The 26155-nt window shown below is 73.9% G+C and carries 25 protein-coding genes and 1 pseudogene; 11 read left to right on the plus strand and 15 right to left on the minus strand.

Translation table 11 applies throughout. The annotated features are described in order from the left end of the window. Nucleotides 1–84 precede the first annotated feature (84 nt). Both OHS71_RS36895 and rho read right to left on the minus strand, forming a co-directional pair. Nucleotides 85–1467, minus strand: coding sequence for a D-alanyl-D-alanine carboxypeptidase family protein (locus tag OHS71_RS36895; RefSeq protein ID WP_443047126.1), 1383 nt, complete (start codon nt 1465–1467; stop codon nt 85–87). Nucleotides 1468–1553: 86 nt separating this feature from the next. After that, nucleotides 1554–2696 (minus strand): transcription termination factor Rho, encoded by a 1143-nt coding sequence (gene rho, locus OHS71_RS36900; RefSeq protein WP_328483666.1) that lies wholly within the window; start codon nt 2694–2696, stop codon nt 1554–1556. Between the two features lie 431 nt (nt 2697–3127). Here rho and OHS71_RS36905 point away from each other — a divergent pair, with 431 nt between their 5' ends. After that, the gene (locus OHS71_RS36905) at nt 3128–4021 is read left to right on the plus strand and encodes a hypothetical protein (protein WP_328483667.1); all 894 of its coding nucleotides are present in this window, start codon (nt 3128–3130) and stop codon (nt 4019–4021) included. A gap of 30 nt (nt 4022–4051) precedes the next feature. On the opposite strand, the gene OHS71_RS36910 is transcribed toward OHS71_RS36905, so the two are convergent. Beyond that, on the minus strand, nt 4052–4468 hold the full coding sequence (locus OHS71_RS36910; protein WP_328483668.1) for a nuclear transport factor 2 family protein: 417 nt from the start codon (nt 4466–4468) through the stop codon (nt 4052–4054). 79 nt (nt 4469–4547) lie between these two features. Between OHS71_RS36910 and OHS71_RS36915 the strand changes: the two genes are divergently transcribed. Next, nucleotides 4548–5111, plus strand: coding sequence for a PadR family transcriptional regulator (locus tag OHS71_RS36915; RefSeq protein ID WP_328483669.1), 564 nt, complete (start codon nt 4548–4550; stop codon nt 5109–5111). A gap of 5 nt (nt 5112–5116) precedes the next feature. Further along, nucleotides 5117–5890, plus strand: coding sequence for a class I SAM-dependent methyltransferase (locus OHS71_RS36920; protein ID WP_328483670.1), 774 nt, complete (start codon nt 5117–5119; stop codon nt 5888–5890). Here the strand turns inward: OHS71_RS36920 and OHS71_RS36925 are convergent. The 7 genes from OHS71_RS36925 to OHS71_RS36955 all read right to left on the minus strand — a co-directional run bounded on the left by OHS71_RS36925 (nt 5868) and on the right by OHS71_RS36955 (nt 11695). Beyond that, a complete protein-coding gene (locus OHS71_RS36925; RefSeq protein WP_328483671.1) occupies nt 5868–6626 on the minus strand; it encodes a GntR family transcriptional regulator in 759 nt (252 codons plus the stop codon). The genes OHS71_RS36920 and OHS71_RS36925 overlap by 23 nt on opposite strands. Before the next feature lie 155 nt (nt 6627–6781). Continuing rightward, nucleotides 6782–7948 carry a serine hydrolase domain-containing protein gene (locus tag OHS71_RS36930; RefSeq protein ID WP_328483672.1) on the minus strand — a complete coding sequence of 389 codons (1167 nt, stop codon included), beginning with the start codon at nt 7946–7948 and terminating at the stop codon, nt 6782–6784. 124 nt (nt 7949–8072) lie between these two features. After that, nucleotides 8073–8477 (minus strand): nuclear transport factor 2 family protein, encoded by a 405-nt coding sequence (locus OHS71_RS36935; RefSeq protein WP_328483673.1) that lies wholly within the window; start codon nt 8475–8477, stop codon nt 8073–8075. A 10-nt stretch (nt 8478–8487) separates the two neighbouring features. Continuing rightward, complete coding sequence (locus OHS71_RS36940; RefSeq protein WP_328483674.1) at nt 8488–9456, minus strand: acetylxylan esterase; 969 nt, start codon at nt 9454–9456, stop codon at nt 8488–8490. A gap of 86 nt (nt 9457–9542) precedes the next feature. After that, the gene (locus OHS71_RS36945) at nt 9543–10130 is read right to left on the minus strand and encodes an Rv1733c family protein (RefSeq protein WP_443047186.1); all 588 of its coding nucleotides are present in this window, start codon (nt 10128–10130) and stop codon (nt 9543–9545) included. A gap of 190 nt (nt 10131–10320) precedes the next feature. After that, on the minus strand, nt 10321–11097 hold the full coding sequence (locus OHS71_RS36950; RefSeq protein WP_328483676.1) for a ferredoxin reductase: 777 nt from the start codon (nt 11095–11097) through the stop codon (nt 10321–10323). Continuing rightward, the gene (locus tag OHS71_RS36955) at nt 11090–11695 is read right to left on the minus strand and encodes a sulfite oxidase-like oxidoreductase (RefSeq protein ID WP_328483677.1); all 606 of its coding nucleotides are present in this window, start codon (nt 11693–11695) and stop codon (nt 11090–11092) included. Before OHS71_RS36955 ends, OHS71_RS36950 begins: the two co-directional genes overlap by 8 nt. 217 nt (nt 11696–11912) lie before the next feature. On the opposite strand from OHS71_RS36955, the gene OHS71_RS36960 reads away from it, so the two are divergent. After that, entirely contained in the window at nt 11913–12845 is a 933-nt protein-coding gene (locus OHS71_RS36960) for an NADP-dependent oxidoreductase (protein ID WP_328483678.1), read from the plus strand. Beyond that, the gene (locus OHS71_RS36965; protein ID WP_328483679.1) at nt 12842–13570 is read left to right on the plus strand and encodes a GNAT family N-acetyltransferase; all 729 of its coding nucleotides are present in this window, start codon (nt 12842–12844) and stop codon (nt 13568–13570) included. Before OHS71_RS36960 ends, OHS71_RS36965 begins: the two co-directional genes overlap by 4 nt. Nucleotides 13571–13625: 55 nt before the next feature. On the opposite strand, the gene OHS71_RS36970 is transcribed toward OHS71_RS36965, so the two are convergent. After that, entirely contained in the window at nt 13626–14087 is a 462-nt protein-coding gene (locus OHS71_RS36970; protein WP_328483680.1) for a MarR family winged helix-turn-helix transcriptional regulator, read from the minus strand. 278 nt (nt 14088–14365) lie between these two features. Between OHS71_RS36970 and OHS71_RS36975 the strand changes: the two genes are divergently transcribed. Then, entirely contained in the window at nt 14366–15226 is an 861-nt protein-coding gene (locus OHS71_RS36975) for a putative protein N(5)-glutamine methyltransferase (protein ID WP_328483681.1), read from the plus strand. On the opposite strand, the gene OHS71_RS36980 is transcribed toward OHS71_RS36975, so the two are convergent. Further along, nucleotides 15219–15950: a hypothetical protein gene (locus OHS71_RS36980; RefSeq protein ID WP_328483682.1), complete on the minus strand. Its 732-nt coding sequence runs from the start codon at nt 15948–15950 to the stop codon at nt 15219–15221. The genes OHS71_RS36975 and OHS71_RS36980 overlap by 8 nt on opposite strands. A 117-nt stretch (nt 15951–16067) precedes the next feature. Next, entirely contained in the window at nt 16068–18134 is a 2067-nt protein-coding gene (locus OHS71_RS36985; RefSeq protein WP_328483683.1) for a SpoIIE family protein phosphatase, read from the minus strand. A 241-nt stretch (nt 18135–18375) separates the two neighbouring features. On the opposite strand from OHS71_RS36985, the gene OHS71_RS36990 reads away from it, so the two are divergent. The 4 genes from OHS71_RS36990 to OHS71_RS37005 all read left to right on the plus strand — a co-directional run bounded on the left by OHS71_RS36990 (nt 18376) and on the right by OHS71_RS37005 (nt 22507). Further along, entirely contained in the window at nt 18376–19269 is an 894-nt protein-coding gene (locus tag OHS71_RS36990) for a hypothetical protein (protein WP_328483684.1), read from the plus strand. Between the two features lie 121 nt (nt 19270–19390). Continuing rightward, nucleotides 19391–19759 (plus strand): hypothetical protein, encoded by a 369-nt coding sequence (locus OHS71_RS36995; RefSeq protein ID WP_328483685.1) that lies wholly within the window; start codon nt 19391–19393, stop codon nt 19757–19759. Nucleotides 19760–19875: 116 nt separating this feature from the next. Beyond that, entirely contained in the window at nt 19876–21891 is a 2016-nt protein-coding gene (locus OHS71_RS37000; RefSeq protein WP_328483686.1) for an NADPH-dependent 2,4-dienoyl-CoA reductase, read from the plus strand. Between the two features lie 31 nt (nt 21892–21922). After that, nucleotides 21923–22507 (plus strand): PadR family transcriptional regulator, encoded by a 585-nt coding sequence (locus OHS71_RS37005; protein WP_328483687.1) that lies wholly within the window; start codon nt 21923–21925, stop codon nt 22505–22507. Here OHS71_RS37005 and OHS71_RS37010 read toward each other — a convergent pair. Together OHS71_RS37010 and OHS71_RS37015 are read right to left on the minus strand one after the other, a co-directional pair. Continuing rightward, entirely contained in the window at nt 22504–23049 is a 546-nt protein-coding gene (locus tag OHS71_RS37010; protein WP_328483688.1) for a hypothetical protein, read from the minus strand. The genes OHS71_RS37005 and OHS71_RS37010 overlap by 4 nt on opposite strands. 284 nt (nt 23050–23333) lie before the next feature. Continuing rightward, entirely contained in the window at nt 23334–24314 is a 981-nt protein-coding gene (locus tag OHS71_RS37015) for a fibronectin type III domain-containing protein (RefSeq protein WP_443047127.1), read from the minus strand. An 835-nt stretch (nt 24315–25149) separates the two neighbouring features. On the opposite strand from OHS71_RS37015, the pseudogene OHS71_RS37020 reads away from it, so the two are divergent. Next, nucleotides 25150–25851, plus strand: a pseudogene (locus tag OHS71_RS37020) (glycoside hydrolase family 75 protein); the annotation flags it as partial. Nucleotides 25852–26155 lie beyond the last annotated feature (304 nt).

Genomic DNA, 26155 nt, shown 5'->3' on the forward strand with positions numbered 1-26155 from the left:
CGACGCGTCCGGCGTGGACGGTTTCCTCGGCAGCAACACCTACACCTGGATCACGCTGGGCCTGCTGGTGTGGCTCCCCGTCGGTCACCTCCCGGAGGGGCGGCGGCCCGCGATCCGCAGCACGAGTGCCACGGCGGCCCCGCCCAGTACGGCGGCGCCCCCGATCAGCGCCGCCTGCGCCCAGCCGGGAACGTCGGCGACGGCAGCCGCCGGGGTCGCGGCCGACGTCGTGGCGGCGAGCCCGGCGGCGGGCGACGTGGTGGACGCGGACGGGGTCGCTACGGCCACCGTCGCGGCCGACGGGGTCGCGGCCGACGCGGTCGGAGCGGACGGGGTGGTGACGGGCCCGGGCGTGACGGGCACGGGTACCGTCGCGGCGGGCGCCGGCACGGAGCTCTGCTCCGGGCCCGGCCGGGGGCCCGGCCAGGGGCGCGGGCGGGTCCGCAGCGCGTCCAGCGAGCCGACCGGATCGACCCGTCCGGCGGCGGCGAACCCCCAGTCCAGCAGCGCACGGGCCTCCTCGTAGACGGCGAACCCGCCGCCCGCCTGCGGGTTCATCACCGACACGACGAGGGTGCGCCCGCCCCGGTGGGCGGCGGCGACCAGCGTGTTGCCGGCGTTGCTGGTGTAGCCGTTCTTGATCCCGATCAGCCCCGGATACGGTTCGACGCCGTCCGCCCCGGTCAGCAGCCGGTTGGTGTTGGCGATCCCGTACGACCCGTCGCCGTCCCCTTCCCCGTCCGCCGGGAAGCGCGCCTGCGCGGTGGCGCAGTACCGCGCGAAGTCCGGGTTGCGCAGACCTGCCCGCCCGAACACCGCCAGGTCGTACGCCGACGACACCTGGCCGGGAGCGTCGTATCCGTCGGGCGACACCACATGCGTGTCCAGGGCGCCCAGGGAACGCGCCTTGGCCTGCATCATGGTGGCCGTGGTGTCCCAGCCGCCGTTGAGGGCCGCCAGCACGTGCACGGCGTCGTTGCCGGAGTTGAGGAACACCCCGCGCCACAGGTCGGCGACCCGGTAGGTGCGCCCTTCGGCGACGCCGACGAGGCTGCTGCCGGGCCCGATGCCCATCAGCTCCTCCTCGCGTACCCGGTGTCTGGCCTCGCTGGGCAGGGCCGGCAGCACGGTGAGGGCGAACAGGGTCTTGAGGGTGCTGGCGGGCGGCAGCCTGCGGTGCGCGTGCGACGCGGCGAGCACCTCACCGGAGTGCGCGTCGGCGACCAGCCAGGACAGTGCCGAGACATCGGGGACCTCGGGAGCGCCGTGGCGGGGCCTGACCTGTGTCCCGGAGCGGTAGAGCTGGGACGGCAGGGGCGCCGTCACCCGGCGTCCGCCGGGTGCGCCCGGTGTGGTGGGGTCGGCACCGGCCGGGGCGGCGGCCGCCACGGGGCCGAGGGCGAGGAGGCCCGCCGCACAGAACACGCAGGCCGTCACAGCGGTCCGGGAAGAGAATCCGATCGTCATACCAGCAACGTAGGAAGGAACCCGGGCATCCCCGCGCTGCCCGGCCGTACGCGTGCGTGCGAGCACCCGGATGCCGCACGTTCCGCCTATGCGGCGGGCAGCGTCGGCTGGATGCGGCGCAGGAAGGCCGCGTTGTCCGGGGTCTCGCGCATCCGTTCCACAAGCGTTTCCAGGTTCGCCTGGCCGTCGCGGGTCCGAAGGGCCCGGCGCAGACCCCGTACCGCGGCCAACTCGTGCGGGGAGTAGAGGAGTTCCTCGCGCCGGGTGCCGGAGCTGTCGATGTCGACGGCCGGGAAGACCCGTCGGGAGGCCGGTTCGCGGTCGAGGCGGAGCTCCATGTTGCCGGTGCCCTTCAGTTCCTCGAAGTAGAAGTCGTCGGCGCGGGAGCCCGTTTCGACCAGGGCGGTGGCCAGGATGGTGAGGGAGCCGCCCTCCTCGGCCGCGCGCGCGGCGCCGAAGAACCGCTTGGGGCCGATGAGGGCGGTCGCGTCGACACCGCCGCTGAGGGTGCGGCCACCGGCGGCGGCCGCGTTGTTGTGGGCCCGGCACAGCCGGGTCAGCGAGTCGAGGAGGATCACGACGTCCTCGCCCGCCTCGACGAGCCGCTTGGCCCGCTCGATGACGAGTTCGGCCAGCGCGATGTGCTGCCGGGGCGTCCGGTCGAAGGTCGAGGCGTAGACCTCGCCGCGCACGGAACGCCGCATGTCGGTGACCTCCTCGGGCCGCTCGTCGAGCAGGACGACCATCAGCCGCGCTCCGGGGTGGTTGCCGGCGACGGCGGCGGCGATCTGCTGGAGCAGCACGGTCTTGCCCGTCTTCGGCGGGGCGACGATCAGCCCGCGCTGGCCCTTGCCGACCGGCGCGAGGAGATCCATGACCCGTCCGGCGAGGCCGGCCGCCGGGTGTTCCAGGCGGAGCCGCTCGTTCGGGTGCAGCGGGGTGAGATCGTGGAAATTCCGACGGGCACGCAGCCCGTCGGGCGTACCTCCGTTGACGCGGGCGACCTCGGTGAGGGCGCGCTGGGTGCCGCGGACCCCTTCGACGAGGTCGCCCTTGCGCAGGTGGTGACGCCTGATCAGCGCGGCCGGGACCTGGACGTCGGCGGGCGTGGGCAGGCAGTCCGCGCGGCGCAGCTGTCCCTTCCCGCTCGAGTCGATGTCGAGGACACCGGCGACGGCCCGGGCCGGTGGCTGCTGTTGTACCTGGGGGTGTTCGAGAGTGGTGGTCATGTGGTCGGTGTCCTTTCACGGACGAAGGCATGAGGCATGCGGAGAGGGGGAGGGGTCGCGAAGGGAGGGCGCGGGGCGCACCTCGGGCGGCGTGAACAGCACCTCGGCCACGGCGGAGACCAGCCGTCGGTGAGGTGGTGCGGGAAAACCGCTGTACCGGCCGGGAACGGCGGGTGATGCGGTGAACCGAAGGGAACTGGCACCGGCGCCCAAGAGGGGGCGTACACAAGTGCTACGGGCACTGTAGCACACCGGTCGGCCGCGATGGCTTCGACGCATCCGTGGCGGCCGATGCCCCCTGTCGGCGGGGCTTGGCAGGGCTGGGCGGGGCGACAGTGGGCGTCTTCCGGGTTCCGTCGCAGATATCCTCAGAGAGTAACGATCCGTGACGGCACGGGACTTGACCGCTCATTCTGCATTATCTTCACGTCATGTCCACGCCGCCTCAGCCCCCGCAGCAGCCGGAGCAGCCGTCCGCGTCGTCGGCCCAGCCGAGCGCGTACCCCTATCCGAATCCGCAGTCACCCGCCACCGGCGGGCCGTTGGGCTTTCCGCCGGCGGCGCCCGCCACCCAGGCCGGGCAGCAGAGCGTCTACGCCCAGCCGACCCTGATCGGGCAGCCCGCTCAGCCCCAGCCCGTCAACCCGTACCTCCAGCAGGGGCCGTACCCCGTCGTCGGGCCGCCGCCGGCGAGCAGCGGCGGTGGCGCGGGGAAGGCCGTCGTGTGGGCCGCCGTCGGCGCGGTGGCGGCGTCCGCCGCCTGGGCGGCCGGCGTCTACCTGATCGGTGCCGCGGCCGAACCGGACCTGCACGGCTACTCGGCGCCGGTGAACCTGTGCAACTCCACGGACTACTCGTCCTTCAAGGAGGAGTACCCGGACAACGACGGGTCCCCGACGCACAACAGCCTCCAGGACGGCGCCCTGGACGAGAGTCTGTGCAGCCTCAACCTGAAGAAGACCGGTTCGAGCTACGCGGACGCCTACCTCTACGTCCAGATCGACCTGCACAAGAAGACCGACCCGGGACCGGAGTTCACCGCGGGCTGGAAGAACTACGGCGACAGCCACTCCGGTTACGACGTGCAGACGGTCACCGGCATCGGCGACGAGGCCTACCTCGTCAGCAACGACACCACATCCGGGTCGACCAGCGGTTCCCTGTACGCGACGCTCGCCGTGCGGGACGGCTGGACGACGTACACGATGAGTTACAGCGCCTACCACTCCTCGTACGACGCCGACAAGGACCCGCCGACCCTCGAGGAGGTCACGGGCTACCTGAAGACGGACACGAGGACGACCCTGGAGGACCTGAGGGGCTGAAGGGCTGAGGCCCTCCGGGCCGCGGGTCCGCTAGGAGAGGGACCGGGCGGAGGCCGAGCGCGCCTCCGCCTCCTTCAGGATCTCGTCGAACTGCGCCCCCATCGCCGCCGCGAGAGCCTGGGCGCCCGACAACGGACGGACCATGACGGTGAGTTCGTCGATGAGTCCCTCCTCGTTCAGATGGATGAAGTCGCAGCCGGTCAGCTCGCGCTCACCCACCCGGGCCGTGAACACCAGCGCGTGGTCGCGCCCGTCGCCCCCGCCGAGCTCCCGTTCGTACCGGAAGTCCTCGAAGACCCGGGTCACCCCGCGCAGGACCGCCGCGGTGATCGCCTTGCCCGGGTAGGGCTTGAACACGACCGGGCTGGTGAACACCACGTCCTCGGCCAGCAGCGCTTCAACGGCGTCGAGATCGCCGGCCTCGACCGCTTCGCGGAACGCGCGCATCGGATCACCTCACAGCGTGAGTAGTAAATTTGTTGACTAGGTGCGGATGACAATAGTCACCTGCTGTTAACGTGTCCATATGTCCCTCAAGTACGCCGTCCTGGCCGCTCTCCTGGAGGGCGAGGCCTCGGGCTACGAGCTGTCGAAGGTCTTCGACGCCTCACTCGCGAACTTCTGGCCCGCGACCCCGCAGCAGCTCTACCGCGAACTGGAGCGCCTCGCGGCGGACGGTCTGATCGAGGCGCGGCTGGTGCAGCAGGAACGCCGGCCCAACAAGCGGATGTTCACCCTCACCGAGGCCGGTCGCGCGGACCTGGACGCCTTCGCCGCCGTCCCGCCCCGCAGACCGACCGTGATCCGCGACGAACTCCTCATCAAGATCCAGGCGATGGACGGCGCAGATCCCGAGGTCATCCGTGAGCTGGTCGGAGAACGCCTGACCTGGTCCCGCGCCAGACTCGACCGCTACCGGCGGCTCCGCGACCGCCTCCTCGACGGGCGCACCGAGGACGCGTACCTGAGCGAGGCGGACCGGATCGGCCCCTATCTGACCCTGATGGGCGGCATCGCCTTCGAGGAGTCGAACCTGGCCTGGTGCGAACGCGCCCTGCTGCTCCTGAAGCGGCGCACGGCCGTAGGCTGACGCGGATGTTCAGTCCCGAAGGCCCCACGCTGCGCGAACTCGCCGTCCAGGCCCTGTCGTCCGTCGAGCACGGCTACGACCTCCTGGCGCCCAAGTTCGACCACACGCCCTTCCGCACCCCGGACTCCGTCCTGGACGCGGTCGCCTCGGCCCTGGAGAAGTCCGGCCCCTACGAGGACGGCCTCGACCTGTGCTGTGGCACCGGCGCGGGGGCCGGCGTGCTGGCGACGGTGTGCCGGGGGAGTGTGACGGGCGTCGACTTCAGCGCCGGCATGCTCGCTCAGGCCCGCGGGCGGACCCGGCCGGCCGGCCCCAGGGTCTCCTGGGTGCGCGCGGACGCCCGCGCCCTGCCGTTCGCCGCCGCGTTCGACCTCGTCGTCAGCTTCGGCGCGTTCGGGCACTTCCTGCCCCGCGAACTGCCCGCCCTGTTCGCCGGGGTGCGCACCGCGCTGCGGCCGGGCGGATGCTTCGCGTTCCCCGTCCTCGCCCCGCCCGGGCCGTCCTCCCCGGCCTTCTGGATGCTCCTGGGCTTCGACGGGGTGATGCGGGTGCGCAACGCGCTGTGGCGGCCGCCGTTCGTGATGTACTACCGCGCCTTCCGGCTCGGTGAGGTGCGGCGCGAACTGGAGCGGGCCGGGTTCCGTGTGGACCTCCGCGCCCTGCCCGAGTTCGGGACGAGGAGCGACGGAAGTCCCCGGGTCCGTCTGGTCGAGGCGCGCCGGACGGACGGCCCCGGCGGCCCGGACGGGACAGGGGTCAGCCGGCCGCAGGGAGGGTGAACGCGTAGACCAGCGCCTCCCGCCGGGTGTCTACCACCAGGTCGGTGATCTCCAGCGGGCGCGCGTACTGGTCGTGCACGCGCCGGGTGACCAGCATCGACGGAGCGTCGTCGAGATGGGTGATGCAGTCCCGGTGGTGCAGCGTCAGGCCCGCCCGGCGCATCCAGTCGTAGGCCCGCCGGAGTTCCGGGGTGGCGCCCGCGTCGGCGCGGTCGCGGTAGCGGGCCAGTTCCTCGACCTCGGCCAGGGCCACCGCGGAGAAGGACGTGACGGCCGTCCGCAGCCCCCGGCCGTCGGCGCGGGCGGACTCGTAGCGGTGCACGAGCGTCGGCCGGTGGAGGGCGAGTCCGAGCGCCTCGGCGTGCTCGGGCGGGGGCTGCTCCCAGCTCACGGCGGCGCGGGCCACCGCCGACGGATCGTCGGCGGGCCGCGCGCCCACGGGGAAGGCGAGGAAGGACGGGTCGCCGAGCGGCCCGCCCGGCAGGGCGGCGTGGCTGCCCCGCCGGTCGGTCTCGACCAGCCCGTCGCGCCGCAGGACCTCCAGAGCCTGTCGTACGGTCTCCCTGCTGACGCCGAAGTGAGCAGCCAACTGCCGCTCGCCCGGCAGCCGTTCGCCGGGCGCGACGGTGCCGTCGCGCAACTCGCCGAGCAGCCTCCCCGCGATCCGCCAGTACAGCGGCCGGTCGTCGGGGCAGGGGTGGACATGAGAAGGGGTGGTGGTGGTGCTGCGGGCCATGCCGCGAGCCTCCTGTAGGTGACGTGCCGTGTTCGTGCGGACTCGGTGCGCCACCAGATCTAGCATTGGTCTAAACCAGCAGGGAAGGGCAGGGCGTCCGATCGGCTGAAACCGGACCGCCCCGCGCCGTCACACCGGCACCGCCGGCACCGCGTTCACAGTGCGCTGTACAGGGCGTCGACCAACGCCGTCTTGCGCGGGTCGTCGGCGATGTGGGGCCCCATCCGGTTCATCACGTACCCCAGCGACACCCCCGCCTCGGGGTCGGCCAGCCCGCAGGAACCGCCGAAGCCGTCGTGTCCGAAAGCGCGCGGGTTGGGTCCGTACGAGCCGTTGGGGCCGCTGAGCCACAGCCCGAGCCCGATCTCCGTCTCGTGCGCGAACCCCGTCCCCAGCACCAGGTCCCGGCAGGCGCCCTGCCCCTCGCGCACCCGCTCGGCCGCCTCGGGCGAGAGGACGCGGCGGCCGCCGTAGGTGCCCCGGCCGGCGAAGATCCCGTAGAGCGCGGCGACCGCCCTCGCGGTGCCGTGGCCGTTCGCCGCCGGGATCTCCGCGGCCCGCCACCGCGGCGAGTTGGCCTCCGCCGCACCCGCGAGCGGATTGGTCAGGGCGGCGATGGCCGCCGGTGACAACTGGCTGAAGACCGCGGCCTGTTCGCTCGACGAGGCGGCCTGTGGATGCACCAGTTCGGCCGCCCGCCCGGCCTCCTTCTCCGGCAGCCCGATGGTGAAGTCGACGCCCAGCGGCCCGGTCACCTCCCGCTCCAGGAAGGCCCCCGGCAGCAGCCCCGTCACCCGGCGTACCACCTCCCCGACCAGGAAGCCGTACGTCAGGGCGTGATAGCCGGACCGGGTGCCGGGCTCCCACCAGGGCTCGGTGGCCGCGAGGCGCGCGGTGGTGCAGTCCCAGTCGTAGAGCTGCTCCAGCGAGTGCGGCTCCCGCAGCCCGGCGAGTCCCGCGCGGTGGGACAGCAGATACCGGACCGGCACGCGTTCCTTCCCCGCCGCGCCGAACTCCGGCCAGTACGCGGCCACCGGCGTGTCCAGGTCGAGCAGCCCCCGGTCGACGAGGATGTGGGCGCACAGCGCCGTCGGGCCCTTCGACGTGGACCACACGTTGACCAGGGTGTCCCGCTCCCACGCGCGCGTGCGCGCCGCGTCGGCCCAGCCGCCCCACAGGTCGGCCACCGGCACCCCGCCGACGGTCACGCTCACCGCGGCGCCGAGTTCGTCCCGGTCCCGGAAGTTCTCCTCGAAGGCGGCGCGCACCGCCGCGAAGCGGGGGTCGCAGTGGCCGTGGATCGGGGCAACGTGCTCGGACATGGGGCCTCCGTGGTCCGCCGGAACGCCGGACCGCGACGGTGCGGCCGGGCACCCCGAACGTACCGACTGGTCGGACTGGGGGGAAGTCCGGTCACGGACACCGGTCGGCCGGGCAGGACCCGGGTCACATCAGGAACCGTCGCCCCATCGGCTCCCGATGCCCTTCGGCCGTGTGCCAGTAGTCCCGCGACTCGACCGCGAGCCCGGCGCCGTCGAACCGGACGAAGACGCAGCCGGCCAGCGTGACGGCCGCCCCGTCCTCCTCGGACAGCACCCGGAACTCGGCCACCGCCACTCCGTCGCCGCCCACGACCGGTGGCGAGAACCGCACGTCGGTCACCCGCTCCGCCGCGAACGACCAGCGCAGGTAGGCGGCCAGTGCGGCCCGCCCCCGGTGCGGTTCGCGGAAGGGCATCGACCGGTGGACGCAGGTCTCGGCGTACAGCTCCAGCAGCGCCGCCACGTCGTGCGAGGTCCAGGCCCGTTCCCACACCCCGACGAACCGCTCGGCGGCGGCACGCGTGTCCACGGCCCGGCCCTCAGACGTACGAGCGCAGCCAGCGCAGCTTGGCCGCCTCCTGGTAGGGCCCGCCGCCCTCGTGGTCGTTGAAGTCGTACACCTCGATCGCCTTGTCCCCGTGCGCCCACGCGTTGAAGGCGGCGAACACGGTCGACGGCGGGCAGGTCTGGTCCTCCAGAGCCGCCGAGAACAGGGCGGGGGCCGAGCCCCGGGACGCGAAGTGCACGCCGTCGAAGTACGCAAGGGTGCTCAGGGCGTCCTGGGTGCGGCCGCGGTGCGTCTTGAGGAACAGGCCTATCTCACGGTACGGGTGACGGTCCGTCAGAACCGCCGCACGGGGGAAGTCGCACAGGAACGGCACGTCCGGGGCGATGCCCGCCAGATCCGGCACCAGGCCGCCCACCGCGATCGTGATGCCGCCGCCCTGGCTCCCGCCGAGCGCCACGGTCCGCGCCGCGTCGGTCAGGGGGTGGGAGCGGGCGGCCTCGACCGCACGCACGGCGTCCGTGTACACCCGGCGGTAGTAGTAGTTCTCGGGGGCGTCGATGCCCCGCGTCATGAAACCGGGGTACGAGGGCGCGCCGCCCACCGGGTCGGCGGTACCGCCGCCACCGCCCCAGGCGCTGCCCTGGCCACGGGTGTCCATGATGAAGTGCGCGCGGCCCGTCGATGCCCACAGCAGGTGCTCGTGCGGCAGACCCCGTCCGCCGCCGTAACCGACGAACTCCACGACCAGGGGCAGGGGTTCGTCGGCACCCGCGGGCAGTGTCAGCCAGCCCTTGACGGGGTGTCCGTCGAACCCGGCGAAGGTGACGTCGTACACCCGCACCGTCGTCAGACCGGTGTCGACCGGCTCGAAGCGCGCGTCCAGGTCGTGCTCGCGTGCCTCCTGGAGGGTCTTGGACCAGAACGCGTCGAAACCCTCGGGTTCGGTGGACGCGCTGCGGTAGTCGCGGAGTTCCTCGAGGGGCAGGTCGAACAGGGGCATCAAGGACCGCCTTTTGTCAGGTGCCCATACGGATGATCACACCGTACGTGGGCGGCGGGATGCCTCGCCAGACCCCGTGGGACTCATCAGGCCGGCCTGCGGCGGGTCCACTGGGGCTCCGTGCGGGCCCATTCGCGCTCCCACTCGTCCAGCCGGTGCCGCAGCGCCACCCGGCGGACGGCGGCGTGCCCCAACAGCACCACGGCGGCCGTACCGCCGGCCGCGCACGCACCCAGGGTCACGGTGTGCTGCCACACCATCGTGTCGTTCGGCGGGGGCGCGACGCTGCGGCCCCGGGCGTCGAACCACACCTCCACCACGTCACCCCTGCGCGTGCCCTCCGGAACCCGGGCGGTGGCCGTCCGCGGGTGTTCACCCGGCGGGGTCCACCGCACGGCCACACTGAACGTCTGCTCCCGGACACCCTCCGCCGAGGGCATGGTCGCGGGCGGACGGCCGACGACCTCGGCCCGCACCCGATGACGTTCGGCCCGCTGCTGGACCGCGACCGCCCGGGCGTCGTCATGGGCCCACCGGCCGGCGAGCCCGCCCGCCACCGGTACGGCGACCAGCAGCAGCACGGCGAACAGCAGCGCCGTCCACGCCTCCACCGCGTCGGACCTGCGCCGCAGCGGGTTGTCCCGCAGGCGTCGGCCGCGCACCCGGTCTCGCATGTCGACCTCCTCGCCGTCACGCGTACGAGTGCCCACATGAGCGTCATACTCCGTTCGGAGTACATCGTTTCACGCATCGTTCACGTCGGCCCCTCGGGAGCCGCCGGGGCCCGGACGGGCGGCCCGACGAGAGGGGTGAGGCTGCCGGGCGGACGGCCGGAAAGGCCGCCCGGAAGGGCTGCCGGACGGGTCAGCCGAACCGCTCGATCCGGATGCGTTCGACCGGCTGTCCCGCCTCGACCAGCAGCCGCGAGGCGTGCTCCGCGAACCCGTTGGAGCCGCACACGTACGCCTCCCAGCCGCCCGCAGGCTCCTCGGCGAGCAGCGGAGCGAGGTGAGCGGCGCCCAGCCGCCCCACGGGCACACCCGCCGGCGCGCTCCGCGTGAACACGCGGGTCGTCTCGGCGCCGTACTCCCGCGCGTAGATCAGCTCCTCGGGGCCACGCGCGGACACCAGCAGCCGCAGCGGCACGCCGAGGCCGCGCGCCCGGTGGTGGCGGACCATCGACATCAGCGGGACGACCCCGGAGCCCGCGCCGATCAGCAGCGCGGGCCGGTCACCGGGCCAGGCGAAGAAGCCGCTGAGCGGACCGCGCACCTCGACCTCGTCCCCGGGCTCGGCCCGCGAGTGGAACCAGCCCGAGACCTCGCCGCCGTCCACGTGGTCCAGGGTCAGCTCGATGTGCCCCCGGTCGTCGGGCGCCGAAGCGATCGAGTAGTGCCGCTGGGCGGTGTAGCCGTCGGCGGCCGTCAGCCGCAGCATCAGGTGCTGGCCGGGCAGGTGCCCCGCCCAGTCCGGCACCGCGAACCGGAACGTCGCCGCCCGTGCGGTCTCACGGCGGATCCCGGTGAGCGTCGCGGTCTGCCACACGGCGGCGGCCCGGGTGCTCACGGCGATCCGGCCGGGCACGGCGAACCGGGTCGGGGGGGTGAAGGTCCCCGCGGGCGGGGCGAAGGTGTCAGTCACCGGAGTACCTCTGCTCCTCCCAGGGGTTGCCCCGCGCGTGGTAGCCGTTCTGCTCCCAGAAGCCCGGCTCGTCGTGGTCGAGGAGTCGCAGGCCCGCGATCCACTTGGCGCTCTTCCAGAAGTACAGGTGGGGCACCAGCAGCCGCGCCGGACCCCCGTGCTCGGCCTCCAGGGGCTTTCCGTCGTACTCCCAGGCGATCCACGCCCGCCCGCCCGTCAGGTCGGCCAGCGGCAGGTTCGTGGTGTACCCGGTGTGCGAGTACGCGACGGCGTGGGTCGCCGCCCGATCCGGCCGGACGGCGGCCAGGAACGCGTCCAGGGACACCCCCGCGAACCGCACCCCGAACTTGGACCAGCTGGTCACACAGTGGATGTCCCCCTCGTACGCGGACTCCGGCAGCGCGTGTGCCTCGTCCCAGTCCCAGGTGCGCGGGGCCGCCACCAGCCCGTCGACGCGGAAGGTCCAGTCGGCGGGCGCGAGGTCGGGCGTGACCTCGGCGGACAGCACGGGCCAGTCGTCGCCCGCGTCGTACTGACCGGGGGGCAGCCCCGGATCGTCGACGCGGGGGCGGCCGGTGAAGCCTCGGGTGACGTTCATACGGTTCCCGTGGGAGGGCGGCGCTCGTTCACCACTCAACGGTACGTGCATGTCAGCGGTGTTCCGCACCGGGCCCGCCCGCCGATCGTTAAGCCCGTATGAACAGTCCCGGGAACCGCGGGAGAGGGGGAATAGTCACCCGGCTCCCCGCTCTTGCACGTGTCGTTCCGGATCCAGCGGTCCAGCGGTCCGGTGACGGCGAAGGAGAGTGGAAGCAATGCCGAAGGCGTACGTCTTCACCCGGTACGGCGGCCCGGAGACCGAGGCACTGGTCGACCTGGACCGGCCCCGGCCCGGGCCCGGCGAGGTGCTCGTCGCGGTGCGCGCGGCGGGTGTGAACCCGGTCGACTGGAAGCAGCGCACGGGCTACCGGCGCCCCGGCGAGAGCGGGGAGCGCGTGTTCCCCGCGGTCCTGGGCAACGAGGCGGCGGGTGTCGTCGAGGAGAGCGGCGAGGGCGTGACCGGGTTCGCGCCCGGCGACGAGGTGTTCGGCACCGCCGTCGCGGGCGGCTACGCCGAGTACGCGCTGCTGGCCGCCGGCATCACCGCGCACAAGCCCGCCGAACTGCCGTTCACCGTCGCCGCGACCCTCCCGGTGGCCGCCGCGACCGCCTACGACGGCGTCCACCAGCTCTCCCTGCCCGCCGGGGCGACGCTGCTGGTCACCGGCGCGGGCGGCGGGGTCGGCGTCGCCGTCGTCCAGATCGCCCGAGCGGCGGGGCTGCGCGTCGTGGGCGTCGCGAGCGAGGGCAAGAAGGACTTCCTCGAGTCGCTGGGCGCCCTGCACGTGCCGTCCGGCCCCGGCTGGGCCCACGGCGTGCGGCCGGCCGCCCCGGACGGCGTGGACGGCGTCTACGACCTCGTCGGCGGCGAGGTGCTGCGCGAGGCGGCCGGCCTGGTGCGGGACCGCTCCCGGCTGATCACCGCCGGAGCCCCGGCCGAGGAGGCCGAGAAGCTGGGCGGCGCCCGGGTGCTGCGCGCCCGTGACGCGGCCGTGCTGCGGGCGGTGGCGGACCTGGTCGTCCGCGGCGACCTGGACCCGCACGTCACCCGTACGTTCCCGCTGGAGCGGGCGGGCGAGGCGCTGCGCGAGGTCGAGAGCGGCCACACGCGGGGCAAGGTCGTCCTGGAGATCGGAGCGCACGCATGAGCACCGTCGAGCCCCCGCACGTCCTCGACAACCCCGCCCTGGCCTCCCTCACCGGACCGCACGCCCGCTTCGCCGAGCGCCGGGGCCGCGTGCTGCGCTACCCCGTCGACGTGTCGCCCTGGCTGGCGCTGCCGGAGCGGCCGGACGCGGACGACTGGGCGGACCTCGCGGCGCTCGCCGGCCCCGGCGCGGAGGTACCGCTGCCGGGCTTCCGCGGTGAGCTCCCGGCCGGCTGGGAGATCACCTTCCAGGTCGAGGGCGTGCAGTTCGTCGACGACGGGCTGGCCGCCGCACCCGATCCGGAGGCGATCCGGCTCGGCCCCGCCGACGTCCCGGAGATCCTCGACCTGGTCGCCCGCACCCAGCCGGGACCCTTCGAGGCCCGCACCATCGAACTCGGCACGTACCTCGGCATACGACGCGGCGGCGCGCTGATCGCGATGGCCGGCGAGCGCCTGCATCCGCCGGGCTGGACCGAGATCAGCGCGGTCTGCACGGATCCCGCCCACCGGGGCGAGGGCCTGGCGACCCGGCTGATCCTGGCCGTCGCCCACGGCATCCGCGAACGCGGCGAGACGCCCTTCCTGCACACCGCCGCCGGCAACACCGGCGCCATCCGCCTCTACGAGTCCCTGGGCTTCAGGCTGCGGCGCAGAACGGCGTTCCTGGCGGCCCGGGTGCCGGAGCGGCTGGGAGAGGGGCGGGAGCCGGTCCCGGTGGCGTGACGGACGCGCCGTGCGCTGCCGCGGGCCGGACGCCCGGGAAGGAGGGGCCCGTGCGTCACGGGGCCGCCCCGGGGAGCCGGTCGCTTCCGGAGGCGGGCCCGTGCCACTCGTTGTAGCGCACGAGGTACTCCGCGAACCGCTCCAGATCTGCCTGCGGCCACCGGGCGAGCCGTTCCCGGAAGGCCGTGCGCCGGCTCTCGGTGACCTGGGCGAGGATCCGGCGGCCCGCGTCGGTGAGCTGGAGGACCTGGACGCGGTGGTCCTCGGGGTCCTGGCGCCGCTCGATCAGGTCGGCGCGCTCCAGGGCGCCGACCTGGCGGCTGACCGTGGACTTGTCCAGCGCGTAGTGCTCGGCGAGGTCGGTCGCCCGGCAGCCGCCGCTCTCCTCCAGGTGTCCGAGAAGCGTGTAGGAGACCAGGGACAGCTCGGGGTGCAGCCGGCCCGCCGAGGCGCGGGCCCGCCGGGCGAAGCTCGTCATCTCCCGCTGGATGGTCTCCACGGCGTCGGCCTCTTCCACTTCGGCTCCCTCACTGCTGCCTCGCGCCCTGCTGCCTCACACCCACCTGGTTGCACAGTACAACTCCGGCGGGGTGGGAGCGCGGGGTGGGAAAGGGCGTCCGCTCCTTGGGGTAGGGTGATCGTCCGGCCGCGGAGGTTCCCGGTCGCGCGAGACGAGGAGGTGAGTCCCCATTACCGCAGTGTCAGGTCGGGTGCTCTCCCCCTGTGGCAGCGTGGATCGCCGCCGCTAGGCGACCGCGAGGGCGCCCTTCGGCTTCCGAAAGGCTTCTCGGCTCCATGCCCCCTCGCACCCCTTCCTCCTCTCCCTCCACCTCTGCGTCATCCTCTTCCTCCTCTCCCTCGCCGTGCGCGTCCGCTCCGTCCCGGGCCGCGCTGGTCGCCGTACTGCGGGCCGCCGGGTGCGTCTTCGCCGAGGACGAGGCGGAGCTGATCCTCGGCACGGCCCGCACCCCGGACGAGGCCGCGGCCATGGCGGAGCGCCGGGCGGCCGGTCTGCCCCTGGAACACGTCGTGGGCTGGGCCGAGTTCCACGGTCTGCGCATCACGGTGGAGTCGGGCGTCTTCGTGCCCCGCCGCCGTACCGAGTTCCTCGTCGACCAGGCTCTCGCCGCGGTGCCGCACGCCTCCGTCGTCGTCGACCTGTGCTGCGGCTCGGGCGCGGTCGGCGCCGCCCTCGCCGCCTCCCTCGGGCCGGTCGAGCTGCACTCCGCGGACATCGACGAGGCGGCGGTGCGCTGCGCCCGGCGCAATGTCGCCGGCTACGGCGGACACGCCTACGTCGGCGACCTGTTCACCGCCCTTCCCGGACGGCTGCGCGGCCGGATAGACCTCCTGGCCGCCAATGTGCCCTACGTCCCCAGCGGCGAGGTCCCCCTGCTGCCGACGGAGGCCCGGGACCACGAGCCGCTCACCGCCCTCGACGGCGGCGGCGACGGGCTCGACGTGCTGCGCCGGGTCGCCGCCGAGGCTCCGCACTGGCTCGCCCCCGGCGGCTGTCTCCTCGTCGAGACCAGCGAGCGCCAGGCCCCGGCCGCCGTCGAGGCCTTCACCCGCAGCGGCCTGACGGCGCGTCTGGTGGACGACGAGGAGCTGTACGCCCACGTCGTGGTCGGGACCAGGAGGAGCGGGGTCAGGTAGCCGCTCCGCCGCCCATGGGGCCGGGGGACGGCGAGCGGTCGTCCCCGTGGTTCCACGGAGACGGCGAGCGGTCGTCCCGGTGGTTCCACGGACCGTGCCCCGGTGAGCCGCCGCGCCGACGGTCACCCGGGCCGCGGTCGCCGAAGGCGCCGGACAGGACGCGGTCGGCGGTGTTCGTGTCACCGGAACGGGTCCCGGCGACGTACACCGTGTCGCCCTTCTTCAGGGCGCCGGCCCCGGAGCCGGAGGCGCCGTCGGCGGACACGGACGTGTCCGGGCCCACCGTCCACGTCCACGAGGCGCCGTCCTCGCTCCTGACGGTGATCCGGTCGTCGTCCGCCTTCTGGACCGTTCCCCGCTGCCAGACGCGGACGACCCAGTCGCCGGTGCCGGGGTCCTTGACGGTCGCCTCACCGTGCGCCGCGTCGCCGCCGAAACCGGACCAGGGGCCGCCGTGGCCGTGCCGGCCGCCGGGCCCCTCGGAGGAGGACGCGGTCGGCGCGCCGGACGGCGATCCGCCCCCGGAGTCCCCGGAGGCCGCCGCATAGGCGACGGTGCCGCCGAGCGCCAGGACGGCGACGGTGGCGGCCGCGACGACCGCCCGTCCGCGGGCCGTCCGGCGTCGCCACAGCGTGCGCAGGCCGGCGCGGTCCCGTTCCGCGTCGACCGGTCCCGAGAGCAGTTCGACCTCTTCCGGCCCCTGCGGCCTGTCCGGCTCCTGCATCACGGCTCACCCTCCTCGGGCACGACGACGGCACAACTGCCACGCCTCACTGTGATTGTCCGAGGCGCCCGGTAAGGAAGCGATAACGAAAGCCTGTGAATCGGGCGGCGGCGTCGCTCAGCCCCCGGCGCGCGCCCGCGCCACCAGCAGAGCCACGTCGTCGTGGTTGTCGGGGTGGTGCAACGCGCCGAGCAGCAGGTCGCACACCTCCTCGAGCGGCCGCGCGGGATCGTCGAGCAGCGCGAGCAGCGCGTCGAGACGCTCGTCGAGGGAGTGCCTGCGGGTCTCGACCAGACCGTCGGTGTACAGCACGAGCTGGTCGCCGGGGGCGAAGTCGACGTCGGTCGTGGAGAACGGCACCCCGCCCACCCCCAGCGGCACGCCGGTGGGCAGGTCGAGGAGCTCCGGCGGACGGTCCGGGCGGACGCGCACCGGAGGCAGGTGCCCGGCGTTGGCGATCCTGCACCTCCCCGCACGCGGGTCGTGAACGGCGTACACGCAGGTGGCGATGGAGTGGTCCAGGCCCTGGGTGATCCGGTCGAGGTGCTCCAGGAGGACCGCCGGGTCGAGGTCGAGGGAGGCCAGTGTGGTCGTCGCGGTGCGCAGCCGGCCCATCGTGGCGGCGGCGTCGATGCCGCTGCCCATCACATCGCCGACGACGAGCGCGGTCTTGCCGTCCGGGAGGGGGATGACGTCGAACCAGTCGCCGCCGACCTCGGTGGTGGCGCCCGCGGGCTGGTAGCGGGAGGCGACCTCGAGGCCGCCGGTGACGGGCGGATGGCTGGGCAGCAGGCTGCGCTGGAGCGTGAGCGCGGTCGTGCGGGCGCTCTGGTACCAGCGGGCGTTGTCGATCTGGACGGCCGCGCGGGCCGCCAGCTCACGGGCGAGCAGCAGGTCGTCGGTGCCGAACGGCAGGGGGTTGCGGGTCCGTTTCAGGTCGAGGGCGCCCAGCACCTCGCCCCGCGCGATGAGCGGCACGGCCAGGTACGAGTGCACACCGGCCCGGGCCAGCAGTGCCGCCGCCTCCGGTGAGTGGGCGATGCGCCCGAGGTCCTCGTCCTTGACCTGCGCCACCATGACCGGCCGGCCCGTGCGCACGCACTCCGTGACAAGCCGGTCGGACGCGTAGTGGGCCACCTGACCGGGCTGGTCGGCCGCCCGCAGCGCGTCCGGCTCGTCGGCGGCGCGCACCGCCAGGGAGCGGATCGCGGCCGGCTCGGCGGGTCCGAGACTGGTGCGCCGGCCCGCCACCACCGCGTCGAGCAGATCCACCGCGGCCATGTCCGCCAGCTCCGGAACGGCCACGTCGGCCAGTTCGCGTGCGGTGCGCTCGAGGTCCAGGGTGGTGCCGATCCTCGCGGAGGCGTCCGCGACCAGGGCCAGCCGGCGGCGGGCCGCCTCTGCCTCGACGGCCGCCCGGTGCCGGTCGGTGACGTCGACGACCGAGACGGCCACGCCCAGCACGGTGCCGCGGGCGTCCTCCAGGCGGTACAGGGAGAGCGACCAGGCGTGGTCCTTGTCAGGGTCGGCCGGGGTGCGGCCGAAGGTGGACCGGTCGAGGAGCGGCTCCCCGGTCCGAAGCACCTGGCGCGCCGCGGCCTCCAGGGCGTCGGCGTCCAGGCGGGGCAGCACCTCGCGGACGGTCCGGCCCAGGTGCTCCTCGGCCGCGACGCCGTTCATCCGTACCAGCGCGGGGTTGACCGACACATAGCGCAGGTCGGTGTCCAGGACGGCGAGGCCGTTGGGGGACTGCGCGACCATCCGCGTCGACAGCGCCAGGTCCCGTTCCAGCCGGCGCACCGTCGTCCGGTCGGCGGCGAGCCCCAGGGCGTAGACCTCCCCCCGGTCGTCCATGAGCCGCATGTTGCGGAACTCCACCAGTCGGGTGGTGCCGTCCTTGCGCCGGATGGGGAAGGCGCCCGCCCAGCTCTGTCCGGTGGCCATGACGTCCGCGAACAGCTGTACGACCAGGTCGACGTGGTGCTCGTCGACCATCACGTGGGCCGCGTACCGCCCCAGGGCCTCGTGCGCCGCGTACCCGAACAGCTCCTCGGCCTGAGGGCTCCACAGGGCGATGCGCCCCCGGGTGTCGAGCACCACCGAGGCCACGTTGAGCACGTCCAGCAAGCCGCTGGGCCCGGTGGGGCCGCCGGGCCCAGCGGCGGACGATCCGGCTCCGCTCATGGCACGCACCGCCTCCGCCTGTCGCCGCGGCACGTCGTCCCCCGTGCCGACTCCCCCTGTTCTACCGTGCTCAACCCATTTCTCCCACGGTTCGCGCGCCCTTCTCCATGCTCCTCCAGTACGGGGACGCGCGCCGTTCTCCTCAAGGTCCGCATGTGTCCATGAAATTGGTCTGTACATGACCACCGGGCCGGGCCAGACTGTCCGCCGAATGCGCCCACCCCCCCCGACGAGGAGACCCATGCCCCTGCGTCCTGCCCGCCGCCGTCGCACCCCGGCCGGCGCCGCCCGCGCTGCCCTGCTGGCGATGGCCGTCGCGACGGTCACCACCCTCTCGGCGGCCCCGCCCGCCGCGGCCGCCGACACCTGGACCGAGGTCGGTTCCGACCGCGCCGACCCCCTGACCGAGAGTCAGGGCCTGGCCTCGGTCGAGGTGCCGACGGGCAGCGCCAACCGCTACACCGGCATCGGCACCATCCCCTGGTCCGTGTCGAGCCGCGGCTGGAACCACGTCGGCGACCCCGACGCCTCCTACGACGGCTACTACGTCGAGCCCTACCAGAGCGACTCGAACAACGCGAAGATGTACCGGGTGCAGGCACCCGGCGGAGCCTGGTCGGAGTACGTCCACGCGCTCGGCTCCGGTGAGGCCCTGAACAACTCCTGGGCCGCGATCACCCCGGACAGTCAGTGGATGCTGTCCGGCGAGTGGGGCACCATGACCCGGTTCCTGGTCTTCCCGACGCCCGGGGCCAACCCCGCCACCTCGCCCTCGGCGAACCTGCCGCAGGTGTCCACCGTCCGCCTTGACCACGCCGTGCGCGACGTCCAGGGCTGCGACTTCACCGGCCCGGCCACCCTGCTGTGCGCCTCGGACGACCCGGCCGGCACTCTCTTCGGCATCACCAAGCCGCTCCTGCGGATCGACCTGTCCGCCGCGCCGAACGGCACCTCGGACGTCACCGGCCACGTCACGGCCCTGCGGCAGCTTCCGCTGCGCAGCGGCTGCTCGGGCACGTTCGAGGCGGAGGGCATCGACTACGACCGCCGGTCCGGCACCCTGCGGGTGATCGTCGTCTCGCCCGGCTTCTGTGTGCTGACCGACAGCAAGACCTACCGCTTCACCCGGAGCTGACCGGGCCGCTGACAGCCCTCCCGCCGTTGGTCCCGCTCGGAAAGTGATGCTTTTCTGGGGATGTGGCGCGGTTCGCGGGGAACCCGCCTTCCGCGTCACAGCCACGAGAGGAGCGAACACGATGGATCGCGAGCGACCGCACGAGGAGTCCGTCTCCGTCGAGATCAGCGGATGCAGCAAGGAGGACGCCCGGATCGTGTTCGACACGCTGAACCAGTGCTTCGAGTCGGACCGCGGTAAGGGCGAAGTGCCGCAGCAGCTCCATGAGAGCCGCCCGATGGTGTGGCTGGGCACTTTCGAGGTCTCCGAGACGCGCGACTGCGCACGGCCGGCCCGTCTGTCGTCCTCCGTGGAGGCCGACGCGCAGGGCAGCTACTGGGCGATCGAGCGGCTGCGCGCGACGCTGGACTCGGTCTTCGAGGTGCGCGACCTCTCCTCGGCCTCCGGAGACCAGGAGCGGGAGCTGCACGTCCTGCTGGCGAGCCGCTGAGACCGTCTCCCCGGTGACCTGCGGCACATGACCCCGACCCCATTGTGCAACTAGTTGCATAAACCGTGCGCGGTCCTCTAGAACTGGAGGGAAGACACCGCGCACGGAGGGCTGCCATGAGCCGTTACCCGCACCTGCTGAGCCCGCTCGACCTGGGCTTCACCACGCTGCCCAACCGCGTCCTGATGGGCTCGATGCACGTCGGCCTCGAGGAGGCCGAGCGCGGCTTCGAGCGCATGGCCGCGTTCTACGCGGCCCGGGCGCGCGGGGGAGTGGGCCTCATCGTCACCGGCGGCATCGCCCCCAACGACGAGGGGCGGCCGGGCGAGGGCGGCGCCAAACTCACCACCGACGAGGAAGCCGAGCAGCACCGGGCGATCACCGAGGCCGTGCACCGCGAGGGCGGCCGAATCGCGATGCAGATCCTGCACTTCGGCCGGTACGCCTACCACCCCGACCTGGTCGCCCCGAGCCCCCTCCAGGCGCCGATCAGCCCCTTCACGCCCCGCGAGCTCACCGACGCCGACATCGAGCGGACCATCGACGACTACGCCCGCGCCGCCCGCCTCGCCCGGCAGGCCGGCTACGACGGCGTCGAGATCATGGGCTCCGAGGGCTACCTCGTCAACGAGTTCATCGCGGCCCAGACCAACCACCGCACCGACCGCTGGGGCGGCAGTTACGAGAACCGCACCCGCTTCCCCCTCGAGATCGTGCGGCGGGTACGCGAGGCCGTCGGCGAGGACTTCATCGTCATCTACCGGCTGTCCATGCTGGACCTGGTGCCCGGCGGCTCGACCCTGGACGAGGTCGTCACCCTCGCGAAGGCCGTCGAGGAGGCCGGCGCGACCATCATCAACACCGGCATCGGCTGGCACGAGGCCCGCATCCCCACCAGCGCCACCTCGGTGCCGCGCGGCGCCTACACCTGGGTGACCAAGAAGCTCATGGGCGCGGTCTCCGTGCCGCTCGTCACCACCAACCGCATCAACACCCCGGAGGTCGCCGAGCAGTTGCTCGCCGACGGCTGCGCGGACATGGTGTCGATGGCCCGCCCGATGCTCGCCGACCCCGAGTTCGTGGCCAAGGCCGCGGCCGGCACACCCGAGGCCATCAACACCTGCATCGGCTGCAACCAGGCCTGCCTCGACCACACCTTCAGCGGCAGGATCACCTCTTGCCTGGTCAATCCGCGCGCCTGTCACGAGACCGAACTGATCCTGGCCCCGACCCGGCTGCGCAAGCGGGTCGCCGTGGTGGGCGCGGGCCCGGCCGGCCTCGCCTGCGCCGTGAGCGCGGCCGAACGCGGGCACGACGTCACCCTCTTCGACGCCGCGAGCGAGATCGGCGGCCAGCTCAACGTCGCCCGCAAGGTGCCCGGAAAGCAGGAGTTCGACGAGACGCTGCGCTACTTCCGTCACCAGCTCGACGCGCACGGCGTGGACGTACGGCTCGACACGCCCGTCGCCGCCGCGGACGTCGCCGGCTTCGACGAGGTCGTCGTCGCCACCGGCGTCAGCCCCCGCACCCCCGACATCCCCGGCGTCGACCACCCGAGCGTCGTCGGCTACCTCGACGTCCTGCGCGACGGCGCGCCCGTCGGCGACCGCGTCGCGATCCTCGGCGCCGGCGGCATCGGCTTCGACGTCGCCGAGTTCCTCACCGACGGCGGCGACCGGGCGAGCGAGGACCCGGCGGTCTACTTCCGCCAGTGGGGCGTAGACCAGGACTACCGGAGCCCCGGCGGTCTCGCCGCCCCCGAGCGCCCCGCCCCGCCCCGCACGGTCCACCTGCTCCAGCGCAAGACAGGCAAGGTGGGCGCCGGCCTCGGCAAGACCACCGGCTGGATCCACCGCACCGAGCTCAAGCACCGGGGCGTCACGATGGTCCCCGGGGCGCGCTACGACCGGATCGACGACGCCGGGCTGCACCTCACCGTCGGTGAGCAGAGCATGCTGCTCGAGGTCGACACCATCGTGCTGTGCACGGGGCAGGACCCGCGCCGGGACCTGTACGAGGCGCTGCTCGCCGACGGCGCCAAGGCGCACCTCATCGGGGGCGCCGACATCGCCGCCGAGCTGGACGCCAAGCGTGCGATCCAGCAGGGCACGGAACTGGCGGCGGCGCTGTAGGACCGCACCGGCCCGTCCCTAGGATGACCGCATGTCACTCCCGCACGCGATCCTCACCGCCCTGCTGGAAAGGCCCTCGTCGGGGCTGGATCTGACCCGCCGCTTCGACAAGTCGATCGGCTACTTCTGGTCGGCGACGCACCAGCAGATCTATCGTGAGCTGGGAAGACTGGAGTCCGAGGGACACATCCGGGCCCTGCCGGCGCAGGCCCCGGCCCGCGGGCAGAAGAAGGCCTACGAGGTGCTGCCCGCGGGACGTGCCGAACTCGCCCGGTGGACGTCGGCCGCCCAGGACCCGAAGCCGCACCGCGACGCGATGCTGCTGCGGCTGCGCGCCGCGGCCGTCGTGGGCACCGCGGGCCTGGAGGCCGACCTGCGCCGCCATCTCGACCTGCACCGGCGGCAGTTGGCCGAGTACGAGGAGATCGAGAAGCGCGATTTCCCGCCCGGTGACGACAGCGCGCAGGCCAGGCTCCAGCACCTGGTCCTGCGCGCCGGCATCGAGCTGGAGACCTTCTGGACGCAGTGGCTCGCCGAGGCCCTCCGGGAACTGCCCGGGGCGCCGGACGAGACGGTCGGGACGAGCGGGCCGGACGCGAAGGACGCGAAGGACTAGAGCCGGTACGGCTTCGAGCGGCGACGCAGGAACCAGGCCCCCGCGATGACGCCCGTCCCCACCAGCGCCCCGCCCACCCCCATGGCGACGGGGCCGTAGTCACGGGCCGCGCCGCCGAGGCCCCCCATGACCCCCCGCGAGGGCGAGGCGGTGGGCGTCACCGACGCGGTCGGGCCGGCCGGCGTCGAGACGATCACGGACTGGGTGCCCGCGGTGCTGCCGTTGGAGCACATGACGACCACGGTGTAGGTGCCGGGGGAGACACCGGACCAGGCGGCGGACTGGCCGGCGGACGTGCCGGACAGGGCGACCTGACGCCCCTGGGCGAAGCTCGCCTGACCGCTGGTGAGCAGCGCCGCCGTGCCCCAGCTGCCGTTGATCTGGGTGCAGGCGCTGGTCACGACCGACACCGTGGAGCCGGTCGTGCTCACGGAGATGCCCGAGGCCCGGGCGACGGCCGGCTGGGCGGTGAGGGCGAGCGGCAGTGCGGCGGCGGCTGCCACGGTCAGTCCTGAGCGGACGAGGAAACGGGAAACACGCATCGGAAGCCTCCGGCGGCGGCACGGTTGGCGGTACATCCCTTGCGCCGCCGAAGGTCGGGTACGCCCGTGCTGCCTCAGGGGCAGCCAACGCGCCCCGGCCGCGCCCCGCACGCGGACCGCCTCCGGGCAGGTGACGCATTCCCCCGGACGGCCCCAACCGGGCGGCACCAGGCCGCTGCGCCCTCGGCCGGACCACCGCACCGATCGCCGGCGCCGGGGCGGTGGTCCGGCCGAGGCCGGGCCGGGTCAGCGGCCCGGCCGACGGCTTCCGCCGCGACGGCTTCTCACCCCCGCCGGCCCGTCGTCACCGTCAGCTCCGCCGAGAACGCGCCCCACGTGCCGTCGGGCAGGCGGGCCCTCAGCCGCACCCGGTGAGCGGCGCCCTCCTCCCGCCCGACGTAGAAGCTGTACGTCGCCGTCCCGCGGGGCGGGGTCCCGCCCCAGACCAGTGAGGTGGCCGGCCGGCCGTCGAGCTGGATCTGGTACTCCGTCACCACGCCGTCCACGAGGGGCGCCACCCAGGACAGGTCGAGGTAGTACGCCCCGTCGGCGTGGAGGCGCGCGGTCGCCCGGAAGCCGGCCGGCGCGGTGTCCGCGCCCTCGGCGTCTCCCGCAGGGGTGGTCAGGCGCACGGGCGGACCGGCCGGCGAGAGGTTGTCGGCCGCGTCGCGGGCCCGCACGGTGAACGCGTAGCGCGCGCCCGGACGAAGCCCCGTGACGACCGTCGCCGTCTGGCCGCCGCCGACGCTGTGGATCCGTACGTCGCCCTGGTAGACGTCGTAGGACACCACCTTGCGATCGTCAGTGGACGCCGACCAGGACAGCTGGACGGCCCGGCTCCCGGCGGCCCGGGCGGTCAACGCGCCCGGCGGGGTCGGCGGCGAGCGGTCCGCCGCGCCGGCCGCCGGGGTCGTGGCCCGCGCCTCCTGGCTGCGCGGGCCGAGCCGCCCCTCGCCGTCGCGGGCCCGCACGGTGAAGACGTACGCCGTCGACGGGGAGAGGCGGACGACGTCCAGCATGTGCGCGGAGCCCGGCACGTCCCCGACCTTCTCGGTACCGCGGTACACCTCGTACACGCTGACCTCCGGATCCGCGGCGACCGCGCTCCACATCACGTGCACGCTCGTCGCGCTCCCGGCCGCGGCGGTCACTCCGGCCGGGGCGCCGGGCGCCCGCCCGTCCTCATCCCTCGCGCCGTTCGCGCACCCGCAGGACAGGGCGGCCACCAGGGCCCACGGCACCACCCACAGCACAACGCGTCGCACGGCTTCGCCTCCCGGCCCGGCACGGCGGCAATGGTCCGGACCAATATGGCGTGGCGGTGCGCGCACAGCAAGAGGGCCGACCGGTCCGAGGGCAGCCACCCCGCGACCGCTTCCGGCGGCTACGTATGCCGGGCCCTCGCGGCTGAACCGGCCCCGAGCGCGCCTGAGTTCGGGGCACGCGTCCCAGGCCGGTGGCGCGGACCGCTGTCATCGCTGATCCCGCGCCGGCGGAGCGGCCCGGGGACCCGGACCCGAGACGGCGGCCGGGCCCCGGACCCCTGCCACCCCGTCGGCTCCCCGCCGCGCACCCGCCACCTGTCGGCCGCCCCCCGCCGGGCACCGTGGCGCGTTCCCCGTCGGCTCCCTGCGGCCCTGCGGCCCGTCGGCCTGTCGCGCCTGTCGCGCCTGCGGCTCGTCGGCTCGTCGGCCTGTCGCGCCTGCGGCTCGTCGGCTCGTCGGCCTGTCGCGCCTGCGGCCCGTCGGCCCGTCGGCCCGTCGCGCCTGCGGCCCGTCGGCCCGTCGCCCTCTCGGCCTGTCGCCCTCTCGGCCTGTCGCCCTCTCGGACTGTCGGCCCGTAGGCCCGTAGGCCCGTAGGCCCGTCGGCCCGTCGGCCCGTAGGCCCGTAGGCCCGTAGGCCCGTCGGCCTCTCGGACTGTCGGCCCGTCGCGCTGTCGCGCCGTCGGCCCGCCGGGCAGCGTGGCGCGTTCCCCGCCGTACGTCGCGCCCCGTGGCGCGTGTCTCCGTGCTCCGTACGGCCCCCTCAGGGTGGCCCCAGGGTGCGGTCGACACCAGATTGTCCTGGGTGTCCGCATGCCCCTACGAGAGGGTCCGTATCGTGCGTGTCCAGTCGCTGACGCTGGCGGCGGCCGGCTTTGCCCTGCTGGCCCCGACCGTCTCACCCGCCGCCCCCCGCCCGCCCCTCGGCGCCTTCGGGGCACCGGCGTCCCGGCAGGAGGGCTCGGTCCGCGCCGCAGACCTGTTGGCCCGGGTCCGTGACTGCACCCCGGTGTCCCGCGGCCGCTACCGGACCGACGACGACACCCCGCCCACGATCCCGGTCTGCGGCACCGACGGGGCGGTGTTCTGGACGGCCGACATGGACATCGACTGCGACGGCCGCCCGGGCCCGGACTGCAACAGCCGCACCGACCCGCTGTTCTCCAGCGCCACGGCCTACCAGCAGTCCGACGGCCGCTATCTGAGCGCCGAGACACTGCCCTACATCGTGGTGCCCGGTGTGAGCGCCATCTGGAACCACCGTGACCACGGGGTGGGCGGCGGCTCGGTCGCGGCCGTCGTCTACCGGGACCGGGTGCAGTACGCGGTCGTCGGCGACACGGGACCCCGCGAGATCATCGGTGAGGCGTCGTACGCCACCGCCAAGGCGCTCGGCATCCGCCCCGACCCGCGCGGCGGCGGCACCCCCTCCGGCGTCACGTACATCGTCTTCAAGAACTCCCGGGCGACCCCGATCGAGAGCCACGCGTCCGCGGTGGAGGTGGGGCAGCGGCTGGCACGGCTGTTCACGCGGGGCGCGGCCGAGGACTCCCGTGTGCCGCAGGCGCCGTGGGACGAAGGGGCGCCCGCCGAACCTTCGGAGTCACCGCAGGGTGACGGAGGCGCGGCGGGGCCGACGGGGACCCACGGCAACGGTGGAGCAGCCCTCGAGAAGCCGAGGCCCCGGGGGAACCCGGCGACGCGGGACGACGACGCGGCACAGCAGGAGCGGGGGGACGCGGACGACCCGGAGCCCCAGGAGGACGCGGACACCGATGAGGGCGAGGGGGACGAGGACAGCCCGTAGACGAAAGGCCCGACCCGACGCCGGGCGTGCGGGCCGG

Source organism: Streptomyces sp. NBC_00377 (assembly GCF_036075115.1).
In the GTDB taxonomy this organism is placed as follows: domain Bacteria; phylum Actinomycetota; class Actinomycetes; order Streptomycetales; family Streptomycetaceae; genus Streptomyces.

Bases quoted from the DNA above. Each gene is read 5' to 3' on its own strand.
- OHS71_RS36895 (WP_443047126.1), bottom strand. From the start codon at position 1,467: ATGACGATCGGATTCTCTTCCCGGACCGCTGTGACGGCCTGCGTGTTC.
- rho (WP_328483666.1), bottom strand. From the start codon at position 2,696: ATGACCACCACTCTCGAACACCCCCAGGTACAACAGCAGCCACCGGCC.
- OHS71_RS36905 (WP_328483667.1), top strand. From the start codon at position 3,128: ATGTCCACGCCGCCTCAGCCCCCGCAGCAGCCGGAGCAGCCGTCCGCG.
- OHS71_RS36910 (WP_328483668.1), bottom strand. From the start codon at position 4,468: ATGCGCGCGTTCCGCGAAGCGGTCGAGGCCGGCGATCTCGACGCCGTT.
- OHS71_RS36915 (WP_328483669.1), top strand. From the start codon at position 4,548: ATGTCCCTCAAGTACGCCGTCCTGGCCGCTCTCCTGGAGGGCGAGGCC.
- OHS71_RS36920 (WP_328483670.1), top strand. From the start codon at position 5,117: ATGTTCAGTCCCGAAGGCCCCACGCTGCGCGAACTCGCCGTCCAGGCC.
- OHS71_RS36925 (WP_328483671.1), bottom strand. From the start codon at position 6,626: ATGGCCCGCAGCACCACCACCACCCCTTCTCATGTCCACCCCTGCCCC.
- OHS71_RS36930 (WP_328483672.1), bottom strand. From the start codon at position 7,948: ATGTCCGAGCACGTTGCCCCGATCCACGGCCACTGCGACCCCCGCTTC.
- OHS71_RS36940 (WP_328483674.1), bottom strand. From the start codon at position 9,456: ATGCCCCTGTTCGACCTGCCCCTCGAGGAACTCCGCGACTACCGCAGC.
- OHS71_RS36945 (WP_443047186.1), bottom strand. From the start codon at position 10,130: ATGCGAGACCGGGTGCGCGGCCGACGCCTGCGGGACAACCCGCTGCGG.
- OHS71_RS36955 (WP_328483677.1), bottom strand. From the start codon at position 11,695: ATGAACGTCACCCGAGGCTTCACCGGCCGCCCCCGCGTCGACGATCCG.
- OHS71_RS36960 (WP_328483678.1), top strand. From the start codon at position 11,913: ATGCCGAAGGCGTACGTCTTCACCCGGTACGGCGGCCCGGAGACCGAG.
- OHS71_RS36965 (WP_328483679.1), top strand. From the start codon at position 12,842: ATGAGCACCGTCGAGCCCCCGCACGTCCTCGACAACCCCGCCCTGGCC.
- OHS71_RS36975 (WP_328483681.1), top strand. From the start codon at position 14,366: ATGCCCCCTCGCACCCCTTCCTCCTCTCCCTCCACCTCTGCGTCATCC.
- OHS71_RS36980 (WP_328483682.1), bottom strand. From the start codon at position 15,950: ATGCAGGAGCCGGACAGGCCGCAGGGGCCGGAAGAGGTCGAACTGCTC.
- OHS71_RS36985 (WP_328483683.1), bottom strand. From the start codon at position 18,134: ATGAGCGGAGCCGGATCGTCCGCCGCTGGGCCCGGCGGCCCCACCGGG.
- OHS71_RS36990 (WP_328483684.1), top strand. From the start codon at position 18,376: ATGCCCCTGCGTCCTGCCCGCCGCCGTCGCACCCCGGCCGGCGCCGCC.
- OHS71_RS36995 (WP_328483685.1), top strand. From the start codon at position 19,391: ATGGATCGCGAGCGACCGCACGAGGAGTCCGTCTCCGTCGAGATCAGC.
- OHS71_RS37000 (WP_328483686.1), top strand. From the start codon at position 19,876: ATGAGCCGTTACCCGCACCTGCTGAGCCCGCTCGACCTGGGCTTCACC.
- OHS71_RS37005 (WP_328483687.1), top strand. From the start codon at position 21,923: ATGTCACTCCCGCACGCGATCCTCACCGCCCTGCTGGAAAGGCCCTCG.
- OHS71_RS37010 (WP_328483688.1), bottom strand. From the start codon at position 23,049: ATGCGTGTTTCCCGTTTCCTCGTCCGCTCAGGACTGACCGTGGCAGCC.